Genomic DNA, 24,200 nt, shown 5'->3' with positions numbered 1-24,200 from the left:
CTGTCCGGCCATGGACGTGCGGGTCGTCGACCACCCCCTGGCCAGGGCTCGGCTCACCACGATGCGCGACGCGCGCACGGACAACGCGGCCTTCCGCGCCGCACTGCGCGACCTCACCCTGCTGCTGATCGTCGAGGCGACCCGCGGTTTCGAGGTGGCGGAGTTCCCGCTGCACACCCCGGTGGCCCGCACGACCGGGTACCGGCTCGCGAACCCGCCCGTGCTCGTGCCGGTGCTCCGCGCCGGCCTCGGCATGGTCGACGCCGCACAGAACCTGATCCCCGAGGCGCAGATGGGGTTCGTCGGCGTGGCGCGGGACGAGGAGACCCACCGCCCGACCCCGTACATGGAGTCGCTGCCGGCCTCGCTCGTCGGGCGGCCGGTGTTCGTGCTCGATCCGATGCTCGCCACGGGCGGGTCGATGGTGCACACCGTCGAGCTGCTCACGGCCCGCGGTGCCGACGACGTCACCGCGGTGTGCGTGCTCGCCGCACCGGAGGGCGTGCGCACCCTGGAGGCGAGCGGGCTGCCCGTCCGGCTGGTCACCGCCTCGATCGACGAGCGGCTCAACGACTCCGCGTTCATCGTCCCCGGCCTCGGCGACGCGGGCGACCGCCAGTTCGGCGCGGTCTGAGCGGAGCCGGGTCCGGTCGGGCGGGGTCAGGCCCGCCAGCCGTCGACGACCGCGCGCAGGACGACCGGGAAGCCCTTGGCCGGGTCGTCGACCGCGTCCGGGGTGTGCGCGTGCAGCTGGATCGACACCAGCCCGTGCAGCGCCGACCAGAGCCCGAGCGCGACCGTGGGCGGGTGTGCGTCGTGCCGCAGCACCTTCGCGTCGACGGCCCGCTCCACCGCCTCGACCAACGGGCCGAACGCCGCCTCCTGCAGCTCGCGCGACTCGGCGTCGAGCTGGTCGCGGTCGAACATCGCGTCGTAGAGGTGCGGGTCGTCCAGGGCGTCGGCGCGGTAGGCCTCGCCGAGCGCGACGAGCTGTTCGGCCGGGTCGCCCGCGGGCGGCACGGCGGCCAGCGTGCGGCGCAGGCGCCGGAACGCGTCGTCGACCAGGGACTTCACCAGGCCGGGCTTGCCACCGAAGAGCGCGTACACCGCCGTGGTCGACGTCCCGACGTCCGCGGCGAGGGTGCGCAGCGACAGCCCGGTCACGCCGTGTGCGCTCAGCAGCTCCGCCGCCCGGGCGCGCAGCCTGTCGCGCAACACGTCGTCGTGGACCTTGGGCCGGGGCACCGGCGGAGGCTACCTCTCCTCCCGGGGGTCCCGCCCGTTCACGCTGCGGTCACGGACCGGACACGGGTGTGTGACGAACCGGAACCGGGTCGATCTCCGGGGACGAGTAACGCCCGGCACCGTTCGGGAGATCTCCACGTGGGTCGCGCCGACCGGTGGCGCGCCCGGGCGGGAGGTCGGCGTGCGCGGCTGGGTCGGGGGGCTCCGCTGGCGGGTTCCGTTGCAGCTCACCGCGATGCTCGTCGCGGGCCTGGTGGTCGCCGGGATCCCCGCCGACGAGGGCGGCACGCCCCCCGGGGTGCGCACGGCGGGTGAGGGCGCCGGGCCGAAGGCGGCGCTGCGGGTCATGCCGCTGGGCGCGTCGAGCACCGAGGGCGTGGGCAGTCCCGGCACCGCCGGCTACCGCGGGCCGTTGTTCGCCGAGCTGACCGGTGACGGCATCCGCGTCGACTACGTGGGCTCGCGCCACGACGGCCCGGCGGGGATGGCCGACCCGGACAACGAGGGGCACTCCGGCTGGACGCTGGCCAAGATGATCCCGGCGGTCGGCGCCTGGGTGGCGGAGGCCGACCCGGACGTCGTGCTGCTGCACATGGGCACCAACGACGTGAACTCCGGGGCGAAGGGCGGCGTCGCCGCGGCGAGGCTCGACACCTTGCTCGACAAGGTGTTCGCCGCCGCACCGCAGACCCACGTGATCGTCGCGGGCATCTGGGCGCCGCTGTCCGCGCACGCGAAGGACCGCGCGGAGCTGGCCCGGCTGACGCCCGGGGTCGTCGCCCGGCACCGCGCGCTCGGGCACTCCGTGGAGTTCGTGGACACCTCGACGCTGCTGGCCCCCGGGGACTTCGCCGACGGGCTGCACGCCAACGCCGGCGGCTACCGCAAGATCGCCGCGATGTGGACCACGGAGATCGAGGGCTGGCTGGCGCAGCGGCGGGCGGCACCCGTCGAGCCGGTGGGCCCCGCGGGTCGCTGAGCCTCAGTCGCCGATCCCGGCGGCCACCGTCGCGCCCAGCTCCCAGCACGCCTCCAGCGCCGCCTTGTCGGGCGCGCCCATGACCTCCACCGGCGCGGCCACCTGCTCCCAGCCCATGCCCGACGCGATCGTGCCGACGGCCTTCACCGCTCCCTCGACGCCCTGGTTGCCGTGCACGTAGAGGCCGTACGGGAGCTTGCGGGTGTCGTCGCCGCAGACGTAGTAGACCTGGTCGAAGAAGTGCTTGAGCGCGCCCGACATGTAGCCGATGTTCGCGGGGGTGCCGAGCACCACGCCGTCGGCCTCCAGCAGGTCCGACGCGGTCGCGGCCAGCGCGGCCCGGCGGCGCACCTCCACCCCGGTGATCTCGGGGTCGCTGGCGCCGCGGACCACGGCGTCGAGCAGTTCCTGGGTGGCGGGCGAGGGCGTGTGGTGCACGATCAGCAGGACTGCCACGAGCCCCGTCCTACCCGATGAGGGCCGTGATCTCCTCCCGGAGGGCCGCCATCCGCTCGTCGGCGCGGGCCCGGGCGCCCTCCAGGTCGTCGGTGGGCGGCTCGACGACCTCGAGGTAGGCCTTCAGCTTCGGCTCGGTGCCCGAGGGGCGCACGACCACCCGGAGGCCGTCCCCCCGGAGCCGGAGGACGTCCGGCGCGGGACGGTCCGCACTCCAGCCCTCCGGCGGCGCGCCGCCCAGGCGGGCCACCACGGCGTCGCGCTCCGTGGGGGGCATCCGCACCGAGATGCCGACCGTGCGGTGCACCCCGTGGGCGCGGGACAGCTCGTCGAGCCGGTCGAGCAGGGTCCGCCCGGCGGCCTTCAGCCCGGCCGCGAGGTCGGCGGCGACGACGGCCGCGGCGATCCCGTCCTTGTCCCGCACCGCCTCCGGGTCCACGCAGTAGCCGAGGGCCTCCTCGTAGCCGTACACGAGGCCGGGGCCGGCGCGGACGATCCACTTGAAGCCGGTCAGCGTCTCCGCGGACGGCGCGCCGTGGGCGGCGGCGACCTTCGCCAGCATCGAGCTCGACACCACGGTGGTCGCGACCAGGCCGCTGCGGCGGCGCAGGAGGTGGTCGCCGAGCAGGACTCCGGTCTCGTCGCCGGTGAGCATCCGCCACCCCGTGGGCGTCGGGACACCGAGGGCGCAGCGGTCCGCGTCGGGGTCCAGGGCGACGGCGAGGTCGGCGCCCGTGCGCGCGGCCAGCGCGAGCAGGAGGTCGGTGGCGCCGGGCTCCTCCGGGTTCGGGAGGTCGACGGTCGGGAAGTCCGGGTCCGGCGTCGCCTGCTCGGCGACGACGTGGACGTCCGTGAACCCGCTGCGCGCCAGCGCGTGCACCGCGGTGGCCCCGCCGACGCCGTGCATCGGGGTGAGTGCGATCCGCAGGCCGGTGGCCGCGGTGCCGAGCCCGGCGACCCGGTCCAGGTACTCCGCGGTGACGTCGTCGACGGTCGTCGGGCCGTCGGCCGGGATCGCGACGGCCGCGGGGGCGGCGGCGACCGCGGCCTCGATCTCGGCGTCGGCGGGCGTGGTGAGCTGGGCGCCGGGGGCGTCGCTCACGGCCGCGCCGAGGTAGACCTTGTAGCCGTTGTCCTGCGGCGGGTTGTGCGAGGCGGTGATCTGCACCCCGGCCGCCGCCCCGCGCTGCTGCACCGCGAAGGCGAGCAACGGGGTCGGCGTGGGTCCGGGCAGGACGTGCACCACGAAGCCGGCCGCGGCCAGCACCCCGGCGGTCTCGCGGGCGAAGGCCTCCGACCCGTGCCGCGCGTCCCGCCCGACGACGACCGCTCGGCCCCGCGCTCCCCGCTCGACCAGCCAGGCGGCCAGGCCGGCGGTGGCGCGACGGACGACGGCGACGTTCATGCCCGCCGGACCGGCCCGCACCGCGCCGCGCAGCCCGGCGGTGCCGAAGCGCAGGGGACCGGAGAGGGCGTCGGCCAGTGCGGTGCTGTCGGCGCCGGTCATCGCGGCGGCCAGGAGCGTCTGCAGCGCGGTGCGGGTGTCGGGGTCGGGGTCGTCGGCGATCCAGCGCAGCGCCGCGTCCCGCAGCGCGGGGTCCAGGCCCATGTCAGGCGCGCGCGACCAGCTCGCGCAGCAGCTCGCCCATCCGGGTCGCCGAGGCACGCCCGGCCGCCAACACCTCCTCGTGGTCGAGCGGCTGCCCGGTCATCCCGGCGGCGAGGTTGGTGACCAGCGACAGCCCGAACACCTCGACGCCCTCGGCGCGGGCCGCGACCGCCTCCAGCACGGTGGACATCCCGACCAGGTCGGCGCCGAGCGTGCGGAGCATCCGGATCTCGGCGGGCGTCTCGAAGTGGGGGCCGGGGAGCCCGGCGTACACGCCCTCCTCGAGCGAGGGGTCGATCTCGCGTGCGAGCGTGCGCAGCCGGACCGAGTAGAGGTCGGTCAGGTCGGTGAAGCGCGGCCCGACCAGCGGCGAGCGGGCCGTGAGGTTGAGGTGGTCGCTGATCAGCACCGGCTGCCCGACGGACATGCCCTCCCGGATCCCGCCGGCCGCGTTGGTCAGCACGATCGCGCGGCACCCGGCTGCCGCCGCCGCGCGGACGCCGTGCACCACGGCCTCCACCGGGTGCCCCTCGTAGCCGTGCGTGCGCCCGAGCAGCACCAGGACCTTCCGGCGACCGACGGTCAGCGAGCGGACCGTGCCGCCGTGGCCCTCGACGGCGGGCGGCACGAACCCCGGCAGCCCGGCCATCGGGACGTCCGACCCGACGCCGATGACGTCCGCGGCGGGCCGCCACCCGGAGCCGAGGACCACCGCGACGTCGTGCCGCTCCACCCCGGTCGCGTTGGCCAGCGCCTGCGCTGCCTCCTGCGCGATGCTCATGCGCGCAGGGTACGGGTGATCACCCGGCGGCCGGTGCCGTGAAGGTCGAGGCGAGCGCGGTGAACAGCGCCGCCGAGCGCTCGTCCGCGCGTTCGGCGGGCACGGTGAGGGACAGGGCCCAGAGCCCGTCGGCCGCGGGGACCGTGCGCAGGACCGTCGTGCGCTGCTGGTCGCCCTCGGTGGTGGTGTAGCGGAGCTCGCGGACCCCGGCGGGCGCCCCGGCGACGGGCTCGGCCGGCCCGGCGTCGACGGCGTCGACGCCGAGGTGCGCGGGCGTGAGCCCGGCGGCGATCTCGTCCTCCGACCCGGCCCTCCACACGGCGAGGGCCTCGGACCCGTCCGCCGAGACGAAGCGGACCACGGGGTTCGCGTCGCCGTCGCGGTACTGCGCCCAGTTCGAGGGCACCGCGACGCTCCAGCCGGCGGGATCGGAGTGCAGCGTCGTGGGGCTGCGGTCGGTGGTGACCGTGACGGTCGACGACGGGGACTGGCCGGCCAGCGTCCGGACCAGGCCGTAGCCGCCGGCGGCGCCGAGCAGGACGAGCACCGCGCCCGCGACGGCCAGCGGCAGCGCCCAGCGCGTCGGCATCGCGATCGTCGTGGGGCGGCGGGCGGGTGCGGCCGGCGGCGCCGACGAGGGGCGGACGGGCGGACGGGCCGGGGCGTGCGCGCCCGTCGGGGTGGGGAGCGGGCCGGGTGCCGCGGCGAGACCGCGCGGGGCGGGCTGCGGCGCCGGGTCGGCGGCCGGCAGCCGGGTCGAACCGGCGGGGCCGTACGTACCGCCCCAGGGCCCGGACGCCGGCACCGGGCCCGACGCGGCCACCCGCGGCTCCGGCACGGCCTCCGGGCGGGCGACCGCGGAGTAGGTCGTCGGGGCGTCCGGGGAGCCGGGGTAGAGCGGGTCGTCCGGGTCGTCGAGCAGCGGGCGCAACCGGCGGCGCACCTCGTCGAGCGGCATCCGTTGGTCGGGGTCCTTGACCATCAGCGCCGCGATGACCTCGGAGACCGGCCCGTACTCCCGCGGGCGGGGAACCTCTCCGTCGACCACCTCGGTGATGGTGGAGACGGGGTCGCCCTTGACGTCGTAGGGCGGGCGGCCCTCGACCGCGGCGAAGAGGGTGGCGCCCAGGCCCCAGAGGTCCGCGGCGGGGGTGACGGCGGCGCCCATCGCGACCTCGGGCGCGATGTAGGCGGGGGAGCCGAGCACGAGCCCGGCGGTGGTCATCGGCGCGTCCGAGGCGTTGCGCGCGATGCCGAAGTCGGTGAGCTTGATGCGCCCGTCGTGGGCGACGAGGACGTTCCCCGGCTTCACGTCGCGGTGCGTGATCCCCGCGCGGTGCGCGGCCCGCAGCGCCGCGGCCGTGGCGAAGCCGACGGCGGCGGCCTGCCGCTGGTTCAGCCGGCCCTGCTCGGAGATGATCGTGGCGAGGTTGCGCGACGGGACCATCTCGAGGACGACGAGCGGCTCGCCGGCCACGTCGACGACGTCGAACACCGTGATGACGTTCGGGTGCGACAGCCCGCCCAGGGCGCGCGCCTCGCGGAGCATCCGCTCGCGCATCCCGAGCGCCTCGCGCTCCGGGATCCCGCGCGGGACCTTCAGCTCCTTGACGGCCACCCGGCGGCGCAGGACCTCGTCGTACCCCGACCAGACCGTGCCCATCGCCCCGCTGCCGAGCTGCGCGGAGAGGCGGTACCGGTCGCCGACGACGCGGCCCGGCTGCTCGTCTTCCTGCGTCGACACGCGACCATTGTCGGCGACGGCCCGCACGCGCGTGCGGGCGGGTACGGCGGCCGACGACCCGGACGGGGCCTGGACCAGCACAAACGGGCACGTCACGTGACCGGGTGACGACGCTGTGCAGCCCCGTTCCCGTCGCCGAGCGGCAGGGCCGCCCGTTCGTCGCAACCTGCGACAACCGCTCGTCACGGAAAGGTTCGCCGTCCGCCGCCGGGCGCCGACCCCTCGGCGCGGATACCGGGTGAACGTCCGGTTTCGGGTTGGTACACCGCTGACCGGGTGAGCACCATGGGGCAATGCAGGACAGAGCGAAGAGCCCTCGAGGGGCGGGGTGCGCCGGTGATGTCCGGTGACCCTGCTCGAGGCGCACCCCGAGCTCGCGACCAGCGGTGACCCGGTGGTCACCGACCTCGGCGCGGGCACCGGCCCGGCCTGGCTGGACCAGTGGCTCACGGCCCACCGGTCCGACGTCGTCGCCGTCCGCCGGTCGCTGCACTCCGTACCCGAGCTCGGGCGCGACGAGCACCGGACGACCGCCCTCGTGGCGCGCCGCCTGATGGCCGCCGGCCTCGAGCCCCGCACCCTGCCCGGCGGCACCGGCCTCGTCTGCGACGTCGGCCGCGGCGACCGCTGCGTGGCCCTGCGCGCCGACCTCGACGCCCTGCCCCTCGGCGAGGAGACCGGGCTGCCGTTCGCGTCGACCGTGCCCAACGTGATGCACGCCTGCGGGCACGACGCCCACACCGCGATGGTGCTCGGCGCGGGCCTCGCGCTCGCCTCCGCGCCGTCGCTGCCCGGCCGCGTGCGGCTGGTGTTCCAGCCCGCCGAGGAGGTCCAGCCCGGCGGCGCGATCGACGTCGTGGCCGACGGCGCGATGGACGACGTCGAGCGCATCTTCGCGCTGCACTGCGACCCCCGGCTGGAGGTCGGTCGGCTCGGCACCCGGGTCGGGCCGATCACGTCGGCGTGCGACGTCGTCGAGATCCGGCTGACCTCGCCGGGCGGGCACACCGCCCGCCCGCACCTGACCGCCGACCTCGTGGAGGCGCTCGGGCTGCTCATCACGCAGCTCCCGCTGCTGCTCACCCGCCAGGTCGACCCGCGCTCGGGCACCGTCCTGGTGTGGGGCGCGGTGCAGTCCGGCGAGGCCGCCAACGCGATCCCGCAGCACGGCGTGCTGCGCGGCACGCTGCGCACCGCCGACCACGCCACCTGGACCGAGCTGGAGGACAAGTTCCGCGCGCTGGTCGCGGCCGTCCTCGCCCCGCTCGGCGTCGGGTACGTGATCGACCACATCCGCGGGGTGCCGCCGGTGGTCAACGAGGCCGTCAGCTCCGGCATGCTGCGCGATGCGGCGATCCTCACCGGCGGCCCCGAGGCGGCCGCCGACACCGAGCAGTCCAGCGGTGGCGAGGACTTCGCGTGGTACCTGGAGAAGGTGCCGGGCGCGATGGCGCGGCTCGGGGTGTGGCCCGGGGTGGGCCCGATGAAGGACATCCACCAGCCCACCTTCGACCTCGACGAACGCGCCCTCCCCTTCGGCGTCCGGGTCCTGGTGAACAGCGCCCTGCAAGCCCTGGCCTAACCCGCGAGTCGGGAGTTGTGGCGGCGCGAGTCGGGAGTTCTGGCGGCGCGAGTCGGGAGTTCTGTCTCGTGTGTCAGGGCCGCTCTCGGTGCCTGCGCGGCTGAAGGGTGCCGATCTTCCGGTTGAGAGCGAGCCCGCGCGCGCGAAAAGCGGCGTCGAGCTCGCGCTCGACGCGGCTGAGGTCACGCATGTCGGCGGCCCGGACGCGAACGACGATGTAGCCGCGGCGTTCCAGTTCGGCCTGTCGCGCCGCGTCCTCGTCCTCGCGCCCGAGGTGGGCCTCGTGGCCGTCGTACTCGACTGCGATGCGGTACTCCGGCCAGGCGTGGTCGAGAAGGAACAACACCGCGCCAGTCGCGTCGTGCACGGGCAGATTGACCTGCGGCACCGGGAAGCCCAGATCGACGAGCCGGAACAACATCCGGCTCTCGGCCGGCGAGAACGCGAGCCCGGTGGCGAGGTCCAGCAACCGCGCGGTCCTGCGGCGTCCGCGCGGGTCGCTACGGCGCGCGATCCGCTCGCCGACACGCTGCCGAAACGCCTCTCGTCCTGCGGGGTCGACTGCGGCGAGCGCCTGATCGAGGACCGCGAGCGCGTCCTGTGGTCGGTCCCGGCACAACAGGTCGGCCAGCAGACGATCGAGAACGAGGACGGGGAGCCCGTCGATCTCGACCGTGTCGTCGGACAGGTGGAGACCGTTGTGGGCCACGAGGCCGGGACGTGCGCGCAACCAGTGTCCGTACGGCACGGTGAGGTGGACAGGCAGCGGGTCGACGGCGGTGCACCCGTGGAGCCAGGTCGCCGTCCAGCCGCTGATGACGGCGACGGGTCCGGCAAAGGAGCACGCCGCCGCGGCGACGGTGTAAGGGTCTGCCGTACGGGGCCCGGGAATCAGCACACCACGCCACTGAGCATGGAGTTCGCCGGAGCCCAGCGCACCCCGCATCGCGGAGTCGCCCATCTGACGACGAACGTCGGACTTGCGGCGCGCTCCGTGGATCCCGGGTTCGGAGGTGGTCATGCACAGACGGTGCCGCCGTAGAGCGCCCATCCGTCGACGAACCTCGACGCTGTGGACAAACCCAGCGGGGTGTGGATGGATCGGAGGCCGTTCCTCGGCAATGTCGAGACGACAGTTCGGGGCTCGCGCTGCCAGAACTCGCGACTCGCGCTGTCGGATCTCGCGACTCGCGTTGTCGGATCTCGCGACTCGCGCTGTCAGATCTCGCGACCCGCGCTGTCCGAACTCCCGACTCGCGGGGCTGCCGCTTGCTACACGCTCTTCTGGCTGGGGCGGTTGCGGAGTTCGGTGACGTAGTCGTCCGGGGCGCCGGCGGCTTCCGCGGCGTCGGCGATCACGCCGAGATAGCGGGCGCTGGGGAGGCCGCCCTCGTACGCGTTGAGCACGTAGATCCAGGCGAGCACGCTGCCCTCGAGGGTCTGCACCCGCAACCTGAGCTTCTTGTGCAGCCCGAGCTCGCCCCCCTCCCAGCGGTCGAGCTGGGCGGCGTCGTGGTCCGGGACGTCGTAGAGCACGACGAAGACCTGCGACGTCGGGTCCTCGACCACGGTGGAGAGCGCGCCCTCCCAGGCGTAGTCCTCGCCGCCGAAGGTCAGGCGCCAGCCCATCAGCCACCCGGTGCCCGCCATCGGCGAGTGCGGGGCGCGCTCCTTCATCTGGCCCGGATCCATGTTCGACCCGTAGGCGGCGTACAGCGGCACGGGGGACAGGGTAACGGCGTCCGCTGCGTCCGGGTCCCTCGGGACCGCTCGGCGGACACGCGTACGGTATGAACGGGCGCCCGGCGGCGTCCGCACCGGTCGGATCGATCCAGGACCGGCCGCTCGGATCGGCTGTCTCTCGGAGGGGCGTGCGTACGGTGACCCGCATCGTGATCATGGGCGGTGGCCCCGCCGGGTACGAGGCGGCGCTGGTCGCGGCCCAGCACGGCAGCGACGTGACCGTCGTCGAGAAGGACGGCATGGGCGGCGCGTGCGTGCTGCACGACTGCGTGCCCTCCAAGACCTTCATCTCCTCCGCGGCGGTCCGCGTGGACCTGCACCGCGCCGAGGACCTGGGCGTGCTGCTCGACCGCAACACCGCCGGCGTCGACCTGCCGAAGGTCAACGGGCGCGTGAAGGGCCTGGCGCTGGCCCAGTCGGCCGACATCCGGGCCCGCGTGGCGAGCGAGGGCGTCCGGATCATCCACGGCACCGCCTGCTTCCTCGACGAGACGAGCGGCCGCCAGCCGCACACCGTCGAGGCCCGCCACCACGACGGCACCGTCGAGAAGCTGCCGGCCGACACCGTCCTCATCGCCACCGGCGCCACCCCGCGCGTGCTCGACTCCGCCCGGCCGGACGGCGAGCGCATCCTCACCTGGCGCCAGCTCTACGACCTGCCGGCGCTGCCCGAGCACCTGATCGTGGTGGGCTCCGGTGTGACGGGCGCCGAGTTCGTCTCCGCCTACGTCGAGCTGGGCTGCAAGGTCACGCTGATCTCCAGCCGGGACCGCGTCCTGCCCAGCGAGGACGCCGACGCCGCAGCCGTCCTCGAGGACGTCTTCGCCGAGCGCGGGGTCGACATCATCCCGAAGGCCCGCGCCGAGTCCGTGGTGCGCGACGGCGACGGCGTGGTCGTCACCCTCGCCGACGGCCGGGTCGTCCGCGGCTCGCGCGCGCTGATGACCGTCGGGTCCGTGCCGAACACCCGCGACATCGGCCTGGAGAAGATCGGCATCGAGCTCGACCGCGGCGGGTTCATCCCGGTCGACCGGGTCTCGCGCACGTCCGTGCCGGGCATCTACGCCGCCGGTGACTGCACCGGCCTGCTGATGCTGGCGTCGGTCGGCTCGATGCAGGGCCGCATCGCGATGTGGCACGCCCTCGGCGAGGGCGTCGCGCCGATCCGGCTGCGCACGGTGGCGTCGAACGTCTTCACCCGGCCCGAGATCGCGACCGTCGGCATCAGCCAGCGCGCGATCGACGCCGGCGAGGTCCCGGCCCGGACGGTGGTGCTCCCCCTGGCCACGAACCCGCGGGCGAAGATGCGCGGGCTGCGCCGCGGCTTCGTCAAGCTGTTCTGCCGGCCGGCGACCGGCGTGGTGATCGGCGGCGTGGTCGTGGCCCCGGTGGCGAGCGAGCTCGTCCTGCCGATCGCGATGGCGGTGCAGAACGGGCTGGGCGTCGACGACCTCGCCCACACCTTCTCCGTCTACCCCTCGCTGTCCGGCTCGATCACCGAGGCCGGCCGGCAGCTGATGCAGCACAGCGACCTGGACTGAACCGCCTCAGGGGGTTCTCGGGGTCATCCCCGATCCCGCCGCCCGCGGCGCGGCGGACCGTGGACGCATGACCACTCCCGTCCCCACCCGCGTGCCGGTCCTGCCGGTGGTCGCGGCCGGGGTCGCCGGGCAGCTCGCCGACGACCTCCTGTTCGTGTTCCTGCCCTCCTTCCCCGGCGCCGCCGCGATCCTCTCGATCGTGCTGACGGCCGGGGCGGCCCGACTGGTGACGGCGAAACTGCAGGGTGCCGCCGTGCCGCGTGCCGGGCTCGCCGTCGGCGCCGTCTCGGCGGGCGTCGGGCTCCTGCTCAGCGGGCTCGGCCTCGTCTCGATCATCGTCGCCGGCCTGACGGTGCTGGCCGGCGTCGGCGGCGCGATCCTGGGCCGCCCGGAGGTGCGCCCGCACCGGGACTGAGCCGCCCGAGCGACGGCGCCCGCGACGCGCCACCGCGCACGGACCGGCGACCAGGACGGGCCGCCCCGCACGACGATGCCCAGGACGCGGCGCGACCCGCACGACGGCGCCCGCGACGCGCCGCCCCGCACGACGGCGCCCGCGACGCGCCGCCCCGGACGACGGCGCCCGCGACGCGCCGCCCCGCACGACGGTGCCCGCGACGCGCCGCCCCGAACGACGGCGCCCCCGGCGGACGGTGTCCACCGGGGGCGCCGGGTCGGCTCAGCCCGTCGCGGCGAGGCCGGGGCCGGGCGCCGTGCGGCACGACGCGAGGACGCACGCCTCGGCCGCCCGCGCGGGCCGGATCGGGGACGCCGCGGCGGAGAGGCTCCCCGCGAACGGCCACTCACCGGCGAAGCGCTGCAGGTACCAGTAGACGAACAGGTAGTCCTGCGTGTCGTGCTCCGCGACGAACACCGCGCGGCCGGGAAGCCGCTCCAGCCAGCGGGCGTAGGCGATCGTCGCGAGGGCCGGCGGACGCGCGGCCCGCCGGGTGGCGAGCCAGTCCCCGGCCCGGGTGCGCCAGTCCTGCAGTGACGCCGGGTGCAGGGTGGCGCCGGGCAGCTCCCGCAGGTTCGCGGTGAACGTCCCGGTCGGGACCCCGTCGGCGCGGTGGGCCGCCGAGGTCAGGGTGAGCAGGGAGTGCGGACCCGGGATGGGCCCGTCGGTGTGGATGTGGGTCGTGACGAACACGGTCGTCGGGTCGGACGGGATGTCGGGGGGCATGACGGATCCTGGTTCTCGAGGCTGTCGAGGACGTGCCCGCGACGAGGTGGCCTCGTGTCGGGCGGGATCCGCGGCGCGGGGTCCTGGCCGCGTGGCGGAGGGACCGGGCCCCGTGGGGTGATCACACGGGTGCGTGTCGGGCGCTGTGTACTTGTGCAGCGCAGGCGCGCCGAACACGGTCGAACCTGGCGCTCCGGAGTCAACCCGACGCGCAGGGCGACGTCAATCCGTGATCAGCAGATCCGGCGCACCGGACCGCGCCGCGAGCCGGGCCGCGGCCGGCCCGGAACCGCCGCAGCGGACGTGCTCCAGGCCGAGTCCGGCGGCGACGAAACGCAGCACGGCACCCAGCGCGGTCGCGGTCATGCCCCGGCCGCGGGCACGCTCCAGTGCCCAGCAGGTGATCTCGGGGGTGCCGGTGTCGAGCCCGGTCAGCGCGATCTCGCCGAGCATCTCACCGGTCGTCGGCTCGGCGACCGCCCACGAACACCCCGTGCCCGACGACCACTGCGCGGCCCGGAGCCGGACGTGCGCCCGCGCGTCGGGCACGCCGGCCTCGACGAGGGCGGGGACGTCGGTGATCCGGTCGTCGGCGCGCAGCGCACGCAGGTACCAGGTCCCGGCGTTGATCTCGACGGGTTCCATCGGCGCGGGGCCGGGCTGCCGGGCGCCCCGCGAGGGACGCCCGGCAGCCGCGGTTCAGTCCTTGATCTCGCAGACGACGGTGCCCTGCGAGATGGAGGAGCCGGCCTCGGCGGACAGCCCGGTGACGGTGCCGGCCTTGTGCGCGGTGACCGGGTTCTCCATCTTCATGGCCTCGAGGACCACGATCAGGTCGCCCGCGGAGACGGTGTCGCCCTCGGAGACCGCGACCTTGATGATCGTGCCCTGCATCGGCGCGGTGACGGCGTCGCCGGAGGCCTTGGCCCCGCCACCGCCCCCGCCGCGCTTGCGCGGCTTCGCCTTCGCCGCACCGCCCGCGGCGCCGCCCCCGCCGCCGAAGGAGATGTCACCGGGCAGCGAGACCTCGACGCGCTTGCCGCCGACCTCGACCACGACGCTCTGCCGCGGCGCGGCCTCCTCGTCGGCCTCGCTCGCGCCGGTGAACGGCTCGACGGTGTTGTTCCACTCGGTCTCGATCCAGCGGGTGTGGACGGTGAAGTCCTCCTCGCGGTCGGCCGCGAAGGCCGGGTCGGACACGACGAGCCGGTGGAACTCCAGCACGGTGGCCATGCCGCCGACCTGGAACTCCGCCAGCGCCCGCCGCGAGCGCTCGAGGGCCTGGTTGCGGTCGGAGCCGGAGACGATCAGCTTGGCCAGCAGCGAGTCGAACTGCCCGCCCACGACCGAGCCGGCCTCCACCCCGGCGTCGACGCGCACACCCGGGCCGGCCGGGTAGGCGATCGTCTCCACGGTGCCCGGCGCCGGCAGGAAGTTGCGGCCGGCGTCCTCGCCGTTGATCCGGAACTCGATGGAGTGCCCGCGGGGCTCCGGGTCGTCGAGCAGGTTGAGCTCCTTGCCCTCGGCGATGCGGAACTGCTCGCGCACCAGGTCCAGCCCGGAGGTCTCCTCCGAGACGGGGTGCTCGACCTGCAGCCGAGTGTTGACCTCGAGGAAGGTGATCAGCCCGTCCTGGCCGATGAGGAACTCGACGGTGCCGGCGCCGTAGTAGCCGGCCTCCTTCACGATCGCCTTGGAGGCGTCGTAGAGGGTCTTGCGCTGCTCCTCGGTGAGGAACGGCGCCGGGGCCTCCTCGACGAGCTTCTGGAAACGGCGCTGCAGCGAGCAGTCGCGGGTGCCGACGACGATGACGTTGCCATGGGTGTCGGCCAGCACCTGGGTCTCGACATGGCGCGGCTTGTCCAGGTAGCGCTCGACGAAGCACTCGCCGCGCCCGAACGCGGCGGTCGCCTCGCGCACCGCCGACTCGTAGAGCTCGGCGATGTCCTTCTCCTCGCGCGCGACCTTCATGCCGCGCCCCCCGCCGCCGAACGCCGCCTTGATCGCGACGGGCAGGCCGTGCTCCTTGGCGAACTCGATCACCTCGTCCGCACCCGACACCGGGTCGGCGGTGCCGGGGACCAGCGGGGCGCCGGCGCGCATCGCGATGTGCCGGGCGGTGACCTTGTCGCCGAGGTCGCGGATCGACTCCGGCGACGGCCCGATCCAGGTGATCCCGGCGTCGATCACGGCCTGGGCGAACTCGGCGTTCTCCGACAGGAACCCGTAGCCGGGGTGGATAGCGTCGGCCTCGGCCTGCTTGGCCGCGCCGATGACCTTGTCGATGTCGAGGTAGGACTCGGCAGCGGTGGTGCCGCCCAGGGCGTACGCCTCGTCGGCCAGACGCACGAACAGTGCGTCCCGGTCCGGCTCGGCGTAGACCGCGACACTGGCAAGGCCCGCGTCCCGTGCGGCCCGGATCACCCGCACGGCGATCTCCCCGCGGTTGGCGACGAGAACTTTGCGCAGTTCAGGCACGTTCGGTCTCCTCGTGGCTCGCGGCCGACCCCCGTTGCGTCGGCGCGTTGGTTACCGCGGAGTCTAGGAGTTCACCCAGCGAACACCGAACGCGAGCGGATGTGGCATCCGTCATCGAACGGTCACGGCTGACCGTCTCTCCGCGCCGGAGCTTCCCCGGGGGGAGACGACGAAACGTGGATCAGCGCCGCAGCAGGCCGCGGAGCCGGGCGATCGGCCGCCGGTGGGGCGGCCGGACGCCGTCGTACCGGAGGACGCGTTCGCGGTCGGCGAGCTCGCGGCGGGCGCCCTCGGTGAGCCGGCCCGCCGCCCGGGCGGCCAGGGCGACGTCCCAGCCGTCGCGCAGCGCCCCCGCGACCGGACGCCCGGCGAGCACGCTGCAGGCGAAGCGGGCCCAGTCCGGGCCGAGTCCGGCGGCGAGCAACGGCCAGGCGGTGGCGGCCTGTCCGGACCGCTTGCGCAGCAACGCCTCCCGCGTCGCGGCCAGCCGGTCGGCCGCGAAGCCGGGCGGGTCCGGGGCGCCGTCGACGAGGGCCGCGACCAGGGCCGCCTGCCGGGCTGCGAGGTCGCCCGCGGGACCGTTCGCTCCGGCGTTCACCGGACCGGCTCCAGCCACGCCGCCGCCGCGATCGCGGTGAGCTCCCCGTGCAGCTCGGCGGCAGGGGGGTGGCGACCGTCCCGCTCCAGCATCACGGCCGGGGCGGCCCCCCGCTCGCGGACCTCCTCGAGCAGGGCCAGCACGGCCGGCGGGACCGGGTCGAGGTGGGTGTCGTGGTAGAGCCCGAGCGGATCGTCGGGGTGCACCGCCCCGCCCGCGACGTGCACGTACGCCACCCGATCGAGCGGCATCCGGTCGAGCACGGCCGACGGGTCCTGCCCGCGGTTGCGGGCGTTGGCGTAGACGTTGGCCACGTCGAGCAGCAGCAGCGCGCCGGTGCGGTCGAGCAGCTCGGTGAGGAAGTCGCCCTCGGCGTACTCGTCCTCGGGCCAGTCGAACAGCGCCGCGATCGGCTCCAGCGCGAGCGGGACCTCCAGCTCGGCCTGCGTGCGGCGGACCCCGCTCACCAGCACGTCGAGCGCCTCGCGGGTGCGCGGCACCGGCAGCAGGTGCCCGGCCTCGCGGCCGCCGGCCTGGACGAACGCGACGTGCTCGCTCACCAGCGGCGCGTCGAGCGCCCGGGCGCAGGCGGCCAGGTGGGCGACCCGGCCCGGGTCGACACCCCCCGCGTCGCCCAGGCCGAGCCGCACCCCGTGCGGGATCACCGGGATCCCGCGCTCCCGCAGGTCCGTCACCCCTCGAGACGGACCTGCAGGCGGACGGCCGGGGTGCCGGAGGTCGAGCGACTCCGCGATCACCTCGCAGAACCCGAGCCCGGTCACCCCCGCCACGACCCCGGCGATCTCGGGTCGCCAGCCGACGCCGAGGCCGGCCACCGGCGACGCCCCGACGGTCCGGGCCGCGACGAGCCGCGGACGGTCAGCCCCCGCAGCCACCGCCGCCTCCACCACCGCAGCCGCCCCCGCCGCCGCAGCTGCTGCCCCCGCCGTCACCGCCGCCGAAGGCCCAGCTGCTGCTGCCGCCGGAGTCGGAGTAGCCGCCGCTCCACCCGCCGGTCGCGGCCGCGGCCTTCTGCGCCGCCAGCTCGTCGGCGAACGCGGGGTCCGACGCCCACAGGGCGCCGATCCCGAAGATCCCGACGCCGAGCGCCGCGGCACCGGCGCCGTGCGCGACCCAGTCCGGCTTCATGCCCGGCGACAGGTCGGAGTGCTTCTCGCGCAGGAACTCCAGTGCCGCCTGCCCGGCGACCGAGCGTTGCGGCACGCGGACCACGAGCACCAGCCCGACCACGGCGGCGACGACGGTGCCGGCCACGAGGAAGCCGACCGGCCGGGTGTTGGCCACCCCGGCGACGATCCGGACCAGCCCGAACACGGCCACCGCGAGCATCCAGCCGCCGATCCGGCGGATCCGGTCGCGCTGGGCCCCGGACAGCAGGAGCTGCTCGGCGACCAGCCGCGCCGGGATGGCGTCGAGCGCCGCGGCGACCTGGCCGTGGTAGCGCAGCCGGTGCTGCGCGGTGGGTGCGACGGCCGTCGCGTGGATCGCCCGCTCGAGCTCGGTGGCCCGGGTCTCCGGCCGGCCGACGGCCTGGACCAGGCCGCGCCCGGCGGTCGCGACCGTGCCGGACAGGTGCATCGCGCTGAGTGCGGACCAGACGGCCAGCTCCGGGCCGCCGTGCAGGTAGGCCGCGTCCTGGGGCCGGCCCGAGAGCGGCGCGGCCCGGTCCGCGGCCGAGGTGCGCCCGGCGCCGGCGCCGGCGACACGGCGGCGTGCCCGCACCGCGGCGACGAGCACCACGAGGGCGAGGACCACGTAGAGGAACAGGAAGGTGGGGCCATCGATGCCCCAGGTGTCTCCCGGTGCGGCGAGGACCGCCATCACGACCACCCCCCGGTCGGTCGTCCTGTGGGACGAGGACAGCATGGGGGTGGCCAGGCCACTGCGGAACGTTCTTGACGAAGGCTTAGGATTTCCGGGCCCGGCCCCGCGAACGCGGGCTCAGGCCGCGACGGCCGCGCGCACCTGCTTCTTGATCCGCGCCAGCATCGCCGCCATGCCCCGGATCCGCAGCGGGCTCACGGCCTGCGTGAGACCGAGCGCCGTGTAGAAGTCGTCCGGCACCGCGAGCACCTCGCTCGCCGGCTCGCCGTCCAGCCCGGTGTGCATGATCCCGGCGAAGCCGCGCGTGGTCGGGGCCTCGGGCGGCGCCGAGAAGAACAGGTGCACGCGCCGGTCCTCGTCGTCGTCGACCTCGACGGCGAGGAACAACGGCGACTGGCACTCGTGCACCTGCTCCATCGAGTCCGCCGCGTCGGCGTAGCGCTCGGGGAGGTCGGGGAGCTCCTGGCTGAGCTCGAGGAGGAGCTGGAGACGGTCCTTCGGACCGACCGCCTCGAAGTCCTCGACGAGCTCCGCCAGGGCGGGGGGAAGGCTCACGACGAACCCTTCACGGCGCCCTTGTCCACGGCGCCCTTCTCCGTGCCCTGCACGATCGGGACCCGCACCGAGTTGCCCCACTCGGTCCAGCTGCCGTCGTAGTTGCGGACCCCCTCGAAGCCGAGCAGGTAGGACAGCACGAACCAGGTGTGGCTGGAGCGCTCGCCGATGCGGCAGTAGGCGATGGTCGGCGAGTCCTTGGCCAGGCCCTGCTCGTCCTCGTAGATCTCGGCGAGCTCCCTGCGGGACTTGAACGTGCCGTCCTCGTTCGCCGCGCGGGCCCACGGCACGCTCGACGCACCGGGGATGTGGCCGCCGCGGACCGCGCCCTCCTGCGGGTAGTCCGGCATGTGCAGCAGCTCGCCCGAGTACTCGCCCGGCGACCGCACGTCGACGAGCTGGCCGCCGAGGTGGCCCAGCACGTCCTCCTTGAAGGCGCGGATCGCGATGTCGTCCCGCTCCACGATCGGGTACTCGACCGCCCTGGGCTTCGGCTGCTCGGTGGTCAGCTCGCGGCCCTCGGCGACCCACTTGGTGCGCCCGCCGTCGAGGATCCGGACGTCCTCGTGGCCGAACAGCCGGAACACCCAGAGCGCGTAGGTGGCCCACCAGTTGTTGCGGTCGCCGTAGAACACCACCGTGGACTCGCGCGCGATGCCGCGCTCCCCGCACAGCTTCGCGAAGGCCTCGGGGTCGACGTAGTCCCGGGTCACCGGGTCGTTCAGCTCGGTGTGCCAGTCCACCTTCACGGCGCCGGGGATGTGGCCGGTGTCGTAGAGCAGCACGTCCTCGTCCGACTCGACGACGACGAGGTCCGGGTCACCCAGGTGTTCGGCCAGCCAGGCGGTGGTGACCAGCCGCTCCGGGTGGGCGTACTCGGCGAACTTCGGGTCCGGGTCAGTGGGAGCCATGACCGCGAGCGTAGTCCGGCGAGAGACGGGTGGGTCGGCGCCGGACGTCAGTCCTCCGGGGGAGTTGTCCACAGGTCGGTCGGGGAGATCCCCAACGAGCCCAGCAACCGCCGCACCAGCGGCAGGCTGATCCCGATGACGTTCGACGGGTCGCCGTCGATCCCGTCGACGAACCAGCCGCCGAGCCCGTCGAGGGTGAAGGCGCCGGCGACGACGAGCGGCTCGCCGCTCGCCAAGTAGGCCTCCAGCTCGGCGTCGGTCGGCGTGCCGAACCGGACGGTCGTGGTCGCGTGCCCCTCGGCGACCCGCTCGATCTCCCCGTCGACGACGTGCAGGACCGCGTGCCCGGTCACCAGGTCCCCGGTCCGCCCGGCCATCGCCTTCCACCGCGTGCGGGCGGTGTCGACGTCGTGCGGCTTGCCGACCAGCTCGCCGTCGATGAGCAGCATCGAGTCGCAGCCGATCACGACGGTGTCGTCGGCCGTCCCGTCGAGCGTCCGGGCGACGGTCGTGGCCTTCGCCCCGGCGAGCGTGGTCACCTTCTCGGCCGGCGGGGCGCCGGGGATCGCGGCGAGCAGGGCGTCCTCGTCGACGTCGGAGACCCGGACGTGGGGATCGAGACCGGCCGCGCGCAGGACGGACAGCCGGGCGGGGGAGGCGGAGGCGAGCACCAGACGCACGCGCCGACTCTAGGTGCGCCTCCGGCGCTCCGCGCGGCCCGTGGTGCCGCACCCCCGCCGCGGCGAGTCGCGGGTCAGCCGCCCACGAGCCCGTGCCGGTAGGCGTAGCGGACGGCCTGGGCCCGGTCGCGCAGCCCGGCCTTGGCGAACAGGTGGTTCACGTGGGTCTTCACGGTCGCCTCGCCGACCACCAGGCGGCGGGCGATCTGTTGGTTGGACAGGCCCTCGGCGATGAGCGTGAGCACCTCCGCCTCGCGCGGGGTGAGCCCGTCGGGCAGGGCGTCCGGTGCCGGTTCCGGCGCGGGCGCGGCCCCACCGACGAGTCGGGCGGCGGCGACCGGGTCGAGGGTGGTCTGACCGTCGGCGGCCGAGCGGAGCGCCCGGCCGATGGCCTCGGCGTCGGCGTCCTTGGAGAGCCAGCCCACGGCCCCCGCGCGCAGGGCGGGGACCACCGCCTCGTCGTCGACGTACGTCGTGAGGACGACGACCGCGGTGCCCGGGTGCTCGGCCCGGACCCGGCGGGTGGCCTCGACGCCGTCGACGCCCGGCATCCGCAGGTCCGTGAGCAGCACGTCGGGCGCGTGCTCGGCGACCAGCTCCACCGCGGCCGCGCCGTCGGCGGCCGCGCCCACGACCTCGATCCCGGGCAGCAGGCCGAGCAGGGTGACCAGGCCGTCCCGGACGATCCGCTGGTCGTCGGCCAGCACCACCCGCAGGGTCATGGCGCCACCGGGACGGTGAGCCGCACCCGCCATCCGTCCTCCGTCGGTCCCGCGTCCAGCCGGGCGCCGACCAGTGCCGCCCGCTCGGCCATCCCGACCAGACCGTAGCCGCCGGTACCCGGGTCGGGCCGCGTCCCGGTCACGTCCGTCACCTCGAGCTCGACCTCCCCGTCCACCTGCCCCAGGCGCACCGTGACCGGGGCGCCGGGAGCGTGCCTGCGCGCATTGGACAGCGCCTCCTGCGTGGTCCGGACGAGGGTGTCGAGGGCCTCGGCGGACACCTCGGGCAGGTCGTCGGCCAGGTCGAGGGTGGCGCCGGGATGGTCGGCGGCGAGCGCCCGCAGCGCGGTGGGGAGGTCGACCGGCCCGCTGCGCAACGCGTGCACGGCCCGCCGCGCCTCGGCCAGGCCCTCCGTCGCGAGCCGGTGCGCCCGCTCGACCTGCGCGACCGTGTCCGCCGGGGCGCCGTCCCGCTGCAGCATCAGCCGCGCCCCCTGGAGCTGCACCGCGAGCGCGGAGAGCGAGTGCGCGAGGACGTCGTGCAGGTCCCGGGCGATCCGCGCGCGCTCGGCCAGCGCCGCGGCGCGGGCGTGTTCCTCGGTCGCCCTGGTCTCGGCGGCGCGGGCGAGCTCCTGCTCCTCCGCGCGGCGGCGCGCGTCCCGCCGGCTCATGCCGATCAGCATCACGCTGACCAGCCCCAGCGTGACCAGCAACGACGGCACGAGCTCGCCGTTCGCGATCGTGAGGGCGAGGGTGAGCGACGTGGCGGCGGTGAGCGCGACGGCCGGCCAGCGGGACAGGCGCGCGCCCGCCGCGCCGACCGCGACGAAGCAGAAGGTGACGGACGTGGACCAGGTCCCCGCCAGGACGCTCAGCACGCAGCCGCCGGCCGCCGTCGCGACGAGCCCGGCGGCGTCCCAGGCCGGCCGCTCGATCCGGGCCGCCATGACCACCCAGCCGAGACAGGCCACCGCCGTGGCCGCGATGGCGAGCGGCGTGACCGGCAACCGCGGCTGCCCGAGATAGGCCGCGGCCACGACGATCGGCAGCCAGACGAGGGCCGCGGCCCGCCGCAGGGCGGAGGGCCGCGACCCCGGGCCGGCCGCGTCGAGGATCACCCCCCGATCCTCGCGTGCGGGGTCCCGGCCCCGTCAACGGTCGTCACCGTGGTGGCCCGTGCACGCAGCACCCAGCCCTGCACCAGCAGGCTCAGGCCGAGGGAGGCGAGCAGCGTCGCCGACGCCAGGGCGCCCGCGCCGAGCCGGATGGCGAGCAGGTCCAGCCCGATCCGCAGCCCGATCGTCAGGACCCACAGCGCCAGGGTGACCGCGCCGCCGCGCTGGTGCAGCACGCCGTCGCGCACGAACAGCCGCACCGACCGGCCGCGCAGCACCCCGAGCCCGACGACGAGGAGCAGCTCGGCGCCCGTCAGCGCCAGCCCGGCCGTGGTCACCGGCGGGTGCGCCTGGAGGAGCGTCAGCACGCCGAGCACCGTCAACACCAGCGGCACGAGCATCGTGCGCCGGGCCGTGACGGGCCGGTCGGCCAGCTGGCGGGTGACGACCCAGACGAGCAGCGCCGCGACGACGAGGGCGGTGACCAGGGGGTTCCCCGAGACGAAGTCCATGCCCGGAGCCTGCTCGGGAAGCCGGCGCAGGTCGTCGGCCCGCGGGTCGAACCCGGGTGGAGCCGCGGCTCCACCCGGGGGTGGAGCCGCTCGCGATCAGCCGGCGATCTCCGCCACGACCGGCTCCGCCTCCGCCACGGGCGCCCCCTCGCGGACGGACCGGGCGATCGTCGGGTCGTCGAAGGAGGTGTCCTTGATCTTCTTCACGAACTCGTGCCGCAGCCGGGCGTAGCCGAACCGGTCGTCGAACATGTCCCGGCTCATCTCGGCCAGCTCCTGGACCCGGTAGGTCTCCAGGGGCCGGCGGAGCTCGTCGGCCTCGCGGGCCGCCTGCTTGGCGGCCAGGGCCGCGGCGTACCCGTCGCCGGTGGCGAGCCGGACGGCGTGCTCGACGACCTGCGCGTCGAAGGCCGCACGGTCGCCCTCGAGCACCTCGTCGACCAGGCCGGTGCGCAGTGCCTCGGCCGCTCCGACCGGCAGGCAGTCGCGGGTGAACCGCACGGCGTCGGCCAGGCCGACCCGCCGCGGCAGCGCGTAGGTCCAGTACTCCGAGCCGGTCAGGCCCATGTTCCGGTAGTGCGGGTTGAGCACCGCGCCGCGGCGCAGCAGCACCGTGTCGGCGCCGAGGGCCATCATCACGCCCCCCGCGCCCGCCGGTCCGCCGACCGCGGTCACCACGAGCTGCGAGGTGCAGGTGAGCAGCTCGCGGCACACGTCGTTGATCGCGTTGATGTTCCGCCAGCTCTCCACCGTCCCGTCGGGCCGGCCCTCGGCGACGTTCAGATGGATGCCGTTGGAGAAGATCTCGCCGCCCTCGAAGACGAGGACCTTCGTGTCCTGCGCGGCCGCGTGCCGCAGCGCGGCGGCGACCCGGTGGCCCTGGGCCGCGGACATGGCGCCGTTGTACAGGTCGGCGCGCACGATGCCGACACAGCCGTCGGGGCCCACGCGCCGGTAGCTGATCTCGCGGTAGCCGTCCGACGGACCGGTCGGCCGCTCCAGCGACTCCGGGACCTCGTCCAGCGCGCCCTCGAGCGCCGCGCCCAGCACCGTGGCGGCGGACAGCTTCACCCCGCCCGGGGGGCGGGCGTGCCCGATCCACACCGCCCCGTCGCCGGTCCGCACGAGGAGCGCGCCGTGCCGGCGCAACGCGATCGAGCCGGGCGCGCCCGGGGTGGCCGAGCCGCGGTGGGCGTCGAACACCGAGAGCGCGACGCCGGCGATCTCCGAACGCACGCCCGGGGCCCCGTCGCCGGCCCGCACGCGGCGCAGCACGTGGTCGGTCGGGTCCTCCCAGGAGAAGGCCCGGTCGGTCTGCTTCATGGTCGGCCGCAGGCGCCCGATCACGGCGTCGCCGAACGACTCGACGGGGGGCGGCGTGAACGTCGGGTCCTGCGCCTTGGCCAGGACTTCGCGCGCCAGCTCCACGGCGGCGTCGGCGACGGGTCCGTTGTAGACGGCGGACTTGCGGGGCGGCTCCGCCGGCATCGGGAAGGTCCGCGTGCCCCAGATGGGCCCGGCGTCCATCTCCTCGACGGCCTGCAGCGCGGTGACCCCCCACACGGGCTCCGCGTCCGTGATCGCCCAGTCGATCGACGACGGGCCACGGTCGCCCAGCGGGCCCGGGTGGATCACCACGACGCGATGCTCCCGCCACACGTCCTCGGGCACCCGCTCCTTCAGGAACGGGCAGAGCACCAGCTCGGGGCGCGTGGTCTCGACGGCCTTGCGGATCGCGGCCTCGTCGTGGGCCAGGCGGACGTCGAGGTGGTGCCCGTCCTCGCGGAGCTCGGTCCAGACTCGCTGGGTCAGCCCGTTGTAGGACGAACAGAGCAGCAGGATTCTCACGTACTTCTCCGGGTGATCGACCAGTGGGGGAGCACTGCCGACCGGGCGCCGCTCTGCGCCGCGGTCTCCACGA

The 24,200-nt window shown here is 75.2% G+C and carries 25 protein-coding genes; 5 read left to right on the top strand and 20 right to left on the bottom strand.

Features of this window, described 5'->3' with window-relative positions:
• The first annotated feature begins 10 nt into the window (after window positions 1–10).
• Entirely contained in the window at window positions 11–634 is a 624-nt protein-coding gene (upp, locus tag LWC35_RS27900; RefSeq protein WP_232873242.1) for a uracil phosphoribosyltransferase, read from the top strand.
• A 26-nt stretch (window positions 635–660) separates the two neighbouring features.
• On the opposite strand, the gene LWC35_RS27895 is transcribed toward upp, so the two are convergent.
• Window positions 661–1,245 carry a TetR/AcrR family transcriptional regulator gene (locus LWC35_RS27895; protein ID WP_232873241.1) on the bottom strand — a complete coding sequence of 195 codons (585 nt, stop codon included), beginning with the start codon at window positions 1,243–1,245 and terminating at the stop codon, window positions 661–663.
• Between the two features lie 181 nt (window positions 1,246–1,426).
• Between LWC35_RS27895 and LWC35_RS27890 the strand changes: the two genes are divergently transcribed.
• Window positions 1,427–2,224: an SGNH/GDSL hydrolase family protein gene (locus LWC35_RS27890; protein WP_232873240.1), complete on the top strand. Its 798-nt coding sequence runs from the start codon at window positions 1,427–1,429 to the stop codon at window positions 2,222–2,224.
• 3 nt (window positions 2,225–2,227) lie between these two features.
• Here LWC35_RS27890 and LWC35_RS27885 read toward each other — a convergent pair whose 3' ends face one another.
• From LWC35_RS27885 to LWC35_RS27870, 4 genes are read right to left on the bottom strand one after another with little or no spacing between them, the layout of a single operon-like run.
• Complete coding sequence (locus LWC35_RS27885) at window positions 2,228–2,680, bottom strand: flavodoxin family protein (RefSeq protein WP_232873239.1); 453 nt, start codon at window positions 2,678–2,680, stop codon at window positions 2,228–2,230.
• A 10-nt stretch (window positions 2,681–2,690) separates the two neighbouring features.
• Window positions 2,691–4,289 (bottom strand): phospho-sugar mutase, encoded by a 1,599-nt coding sequence (locus tag LWC35_RS27880; protein ID WP_232873238.1) that lies wholly within the window; start codon window positions 4,287–4,289, stop codon window positions 2,691–2,693.
• A 1-nt stretch (window position 4,290) separates the two neighbouring features.
• Window positions 4,291–5,070 (bottom strand): purine-nucleoside phosphorylase, encoded by a 780-nt coding sequence (locus LWC35_RS27875; RefSeq protein WP_232873237.1) that lies wholly within the window; start codon window positions 5,068–5,070, stop codon window positions 4,291–4,293.
• A gap of 19 nt (window positions 5,071–5,089) precedes the next feature.
• On the bottom strand, window positions 5,090–6,814 hold the full coding sequence (locus LWC35_RS27870) for a serine/threonine-protein kinase (RefSeq protein ID WP_232873236.1): 1,725 nt from the start codon (window positions 6,812–6,814) through the stop codon (window positions 5,090–5,092).
• A gap of 346 nt (window positions 6,815–7,160) precedes the next feature.
• On the opposite strand from LWC35_RS27870, the gene LWC35_RS27865 reads away from it, so the two are divergent.
• Window positions 7,161–8,396 carry an amidohydrolase gene (locus tag LWC35_RS27865; protein WP_232873235.1) on the top strand — a complete coding sequence of 412 codons (1,236 nt, stop codon included), beginning with the start codon at window positions 7,161–7,163 and terminating at the stop codon, window positions 8,394–8,396.
• Between the two features lie 73 nt (window positions 8,397–8,469).
• Here LWC35_RS27865 and LWC35_RS27860 read toward each other — a convergent pair whose 3' ends face one another.
• Both LWC35_RS27860 and LWC35_RS27855 read right to left on the bottom strand, forming a co-directional pair.
• Window positions 8,470–9,417: a DUF559 domain-containing protein gene (locus tag LWC35_RS27860; protein WP_232873234.1), complete on the bottom strand. Its 948-nt coding sequence runs from the start codon at window positions 9,415–9,417 to the stop codon at window positions 8,470–8,472.
• A gap of 251 nt (window positions 9,418–9,668) precedes the next feature.
• A complete protein-coding gene (locus LWC35_RS27855) occupies window positions 9,669–10,118 on the bottom strand; it encodes a gamma-glutamylcyclotransferase (protein ID WP_037046394.1) in 450 nt (149 codons plus the stop codon).
• A gap of 158 nt (window positions 10,119–10,276) precedes the next feature.
• Here LWC35_RS27855 and LWC35_RS27850 point away from each other — a divergent pair, with 158 nt between their 5' ends.
• The gene (locus tag LWC35_RS27850; protein ID WP_232873233.1) at window positions 10,277–11,680 is read left to right on the top strand and encodes an NAD(P)H-quinone dehydrogenase; all 1,404 of its coding nucleotides are present in this window, start codon (window positions 10,277–10,279) and stop codon (window positions 11,678–11,680) included.
• 67 nt (window positions 11,681–11,747) lie between these two features.
• The gene (locus LWC35_RS27845; RefSeq protein ID WP_232873232.1) at window positions 11,748–12,095 is read left to right on the top strand and encodes a hypothetical protein; all 348 of its coding nucleotides are present in this window, start codon (window positions 11,748–11,750) and stop codon (window positions 12,093–12,095) included.
• Window positions 12,096–12,359: 264 nt separating this feature from the next.
• Here LWC35_RS27845 and LWC35_RS27840 read toward each other — a convergent pair whose 3' ends face one another.
• From LWC35_RS27840 to LWC35_RS27780, 13 genes are all read right to left on the bottom strand, one after another.
• Window positions 12,360–12,863, bottom strand: a complete 504-nt coding sequence (locus tag LWC35_RS27840; RefSeq protein WP_232873231.1) for a hypothetical protein — start codon at window positions 12,861–12,863, stop codon at window positions 12,360–12,362.
• A 222-nt stretch (window positions 12,864–13,085) separates the two neighbouring features.
• Window positions 13,086–13,508: a GNAT family N-acetyltransferase gene (locus LWC35_RS27835; RefSeq protein WP_232873230.1), complete on the bottom strand. Its 423-nt coding sequence runs from the start codon at window positions 13,506–13,508 to the stop codon at window positions 13,086–13,088.
• Window positions 13,509–13,562: 54 nt separating this feature from the next.
• Window positions 13,563–15,341 carry an acetyl/propionyl/methylcrotonyl-CoA carboxylase subunit alpha gene (locus LWC35_RS27830; RefSeq protein ID WP_232873229.1) on the bottom strand — a complete coding sequence of 593 codons (1,779 nt, stop codon included), beginning with the start codon at window positions 15,339–15,341 and terminating at the stop codon, window positions 13,563–13,565.
• Between the two features lie 181 nt (window positions 15,342–15,522).
• The gene (locus LWC35_RS27825) at window positions 15,523–15,939 is read right to left on the bottom strand and encodes an SCO6045 C-terminal-like domain-containing protein (RefSeq protein WP_232873228.1); all 417 of its coding nucleotides are present in this window, start codon (window positions 15,937–15,939) and stop codon (window positions 15,523–15,525) included.
• Window positions 15,936–16,775, bottom strand: a complete 840-nt coding sequence (locus LWC35_RS27820) for an MbnB/TglH/ChrH family RiPP precursor modification enzyme (RefSeq protein WP_232873251.1) — start codon at window positions 16,773–16,775, stop codon at window positions 15,936–15,938. Before LWC35_RS27820 ends, LWC35_RS27825 begins: the two co-directional genes overlap by 4 nt.
• 43 nt (window positions 16,776–16,818) lie before the next feature.
• Window positions 16,819–17,781, bottom strand: a complete 963-nt coding sequence (locus LWC35_RS27815; RefSeq protein ID WP_232873227.1) for a TIGR04222 domain-containing membrane protein — start codon at window positions 17,779–17,781, stop codon at window positions 16,819–16,821.
• A gap of 120 nt (window positions 17,782–17,901) precedes the next feature.
• Complete coding sequence (locus LWC35_RS27810) at window positions 17,902–18,339, bottom strand: SufE family protein (protein WP_232873226.1); 438 nt, start codon at window positions 18,337–18,339, stop codon at window positions 17,902–17,904.
• The gene (locus LWC35_RS27805) at window positions 18,336–19,250 is read right to left on the bottom strand and encodes a sulfurtransferase (protein ID WP_232873225.1); all 915 of its coding nucleotides are present in this window, start codon (window positions 19,248–19,250) and stop codon (window positions 18,336–18,338) included. Before LWC35_RS27805 ends, LWC35_RS27810 begins: the two co-directional genes overlap by 4 nt.
• Window positions 19,251–19,297: 47 nt before the next feature.
• Entirely contained in the window at window positions 19,298–19,930 is a 633-nt protein-coding gene (locus LWC35_RS27800; protein WP_232873224.1) for a Maf family protein, read from the bottom strand.
• 74 nt (window positions 19,931–20,004) lie between these two features.
• Window positions 20,005–20,652, bottom strand: coding sequence for a response regulator (locus LWC35_RS27795; protein ID WP_232873223.1), 648 nt, complete (start codon window positions 20,650–20,652; stop codon window positions 20,005–20,007).
• Window positions 20,649–21,770, bottom strand: coding sequence for a sensor histidine kinase (locus LWC35_RS40515; RefSeq protein ID WP_232873222.1), 1,122 nt, complete (start codon window positions 21,768–21,770; stop codon window positions 20,649–20,651). The genes LWC35_RS27795 and LWC35_RS40515 overlap by 4 nt, the downstream gene beginning before the upstream one ends.
• The gene (locus tag LWC35_RS27785; protein ID WP_232873221.1) at window positions 21,767–22,279 is read right to left on the bottom strand and encodes a hypothetical protein; all 513 of its coding nucleotides are present in this window, start codon (window positions 22,277–22,279) and stop codon (window positions 21,767–21,769) included. Before LWC35_RS27785 ends, LWC35_RS40515 begins: the two co-directional genes overlap by 4 nt.
• Window positions 22,280–22,375: 96 nt before the next feature.
• On the bottom strand, window positions 22,376–24,127 hold the full coding sequence (locus LWC35_RS27780; protein WP_232873220.1) for an enoyl-CoA hydratase-related protein: 1,752 nt from the start codon (window positions 24,125–24,127) through the stop codon (window positions 22,376–22,378).
• Window positions 24,128–24,200 lie beyond the last annotated feature (73 nt).

Source organism: Pseudonocardia kujensis, from assembly GCF_021283305.1.
Lineage (GTDB): Bacteria > Actinomycetota > Actinomycetes > Mycobacteriales > Pseudonocardiaceae > Pseudonocardia > Pseudonocardia kujensis.
The sequence above is the reverse complement of the archived record's forward strand: the minus strand, read 5'-3'. Positions and strand labels throughout refer to the sequence as shown.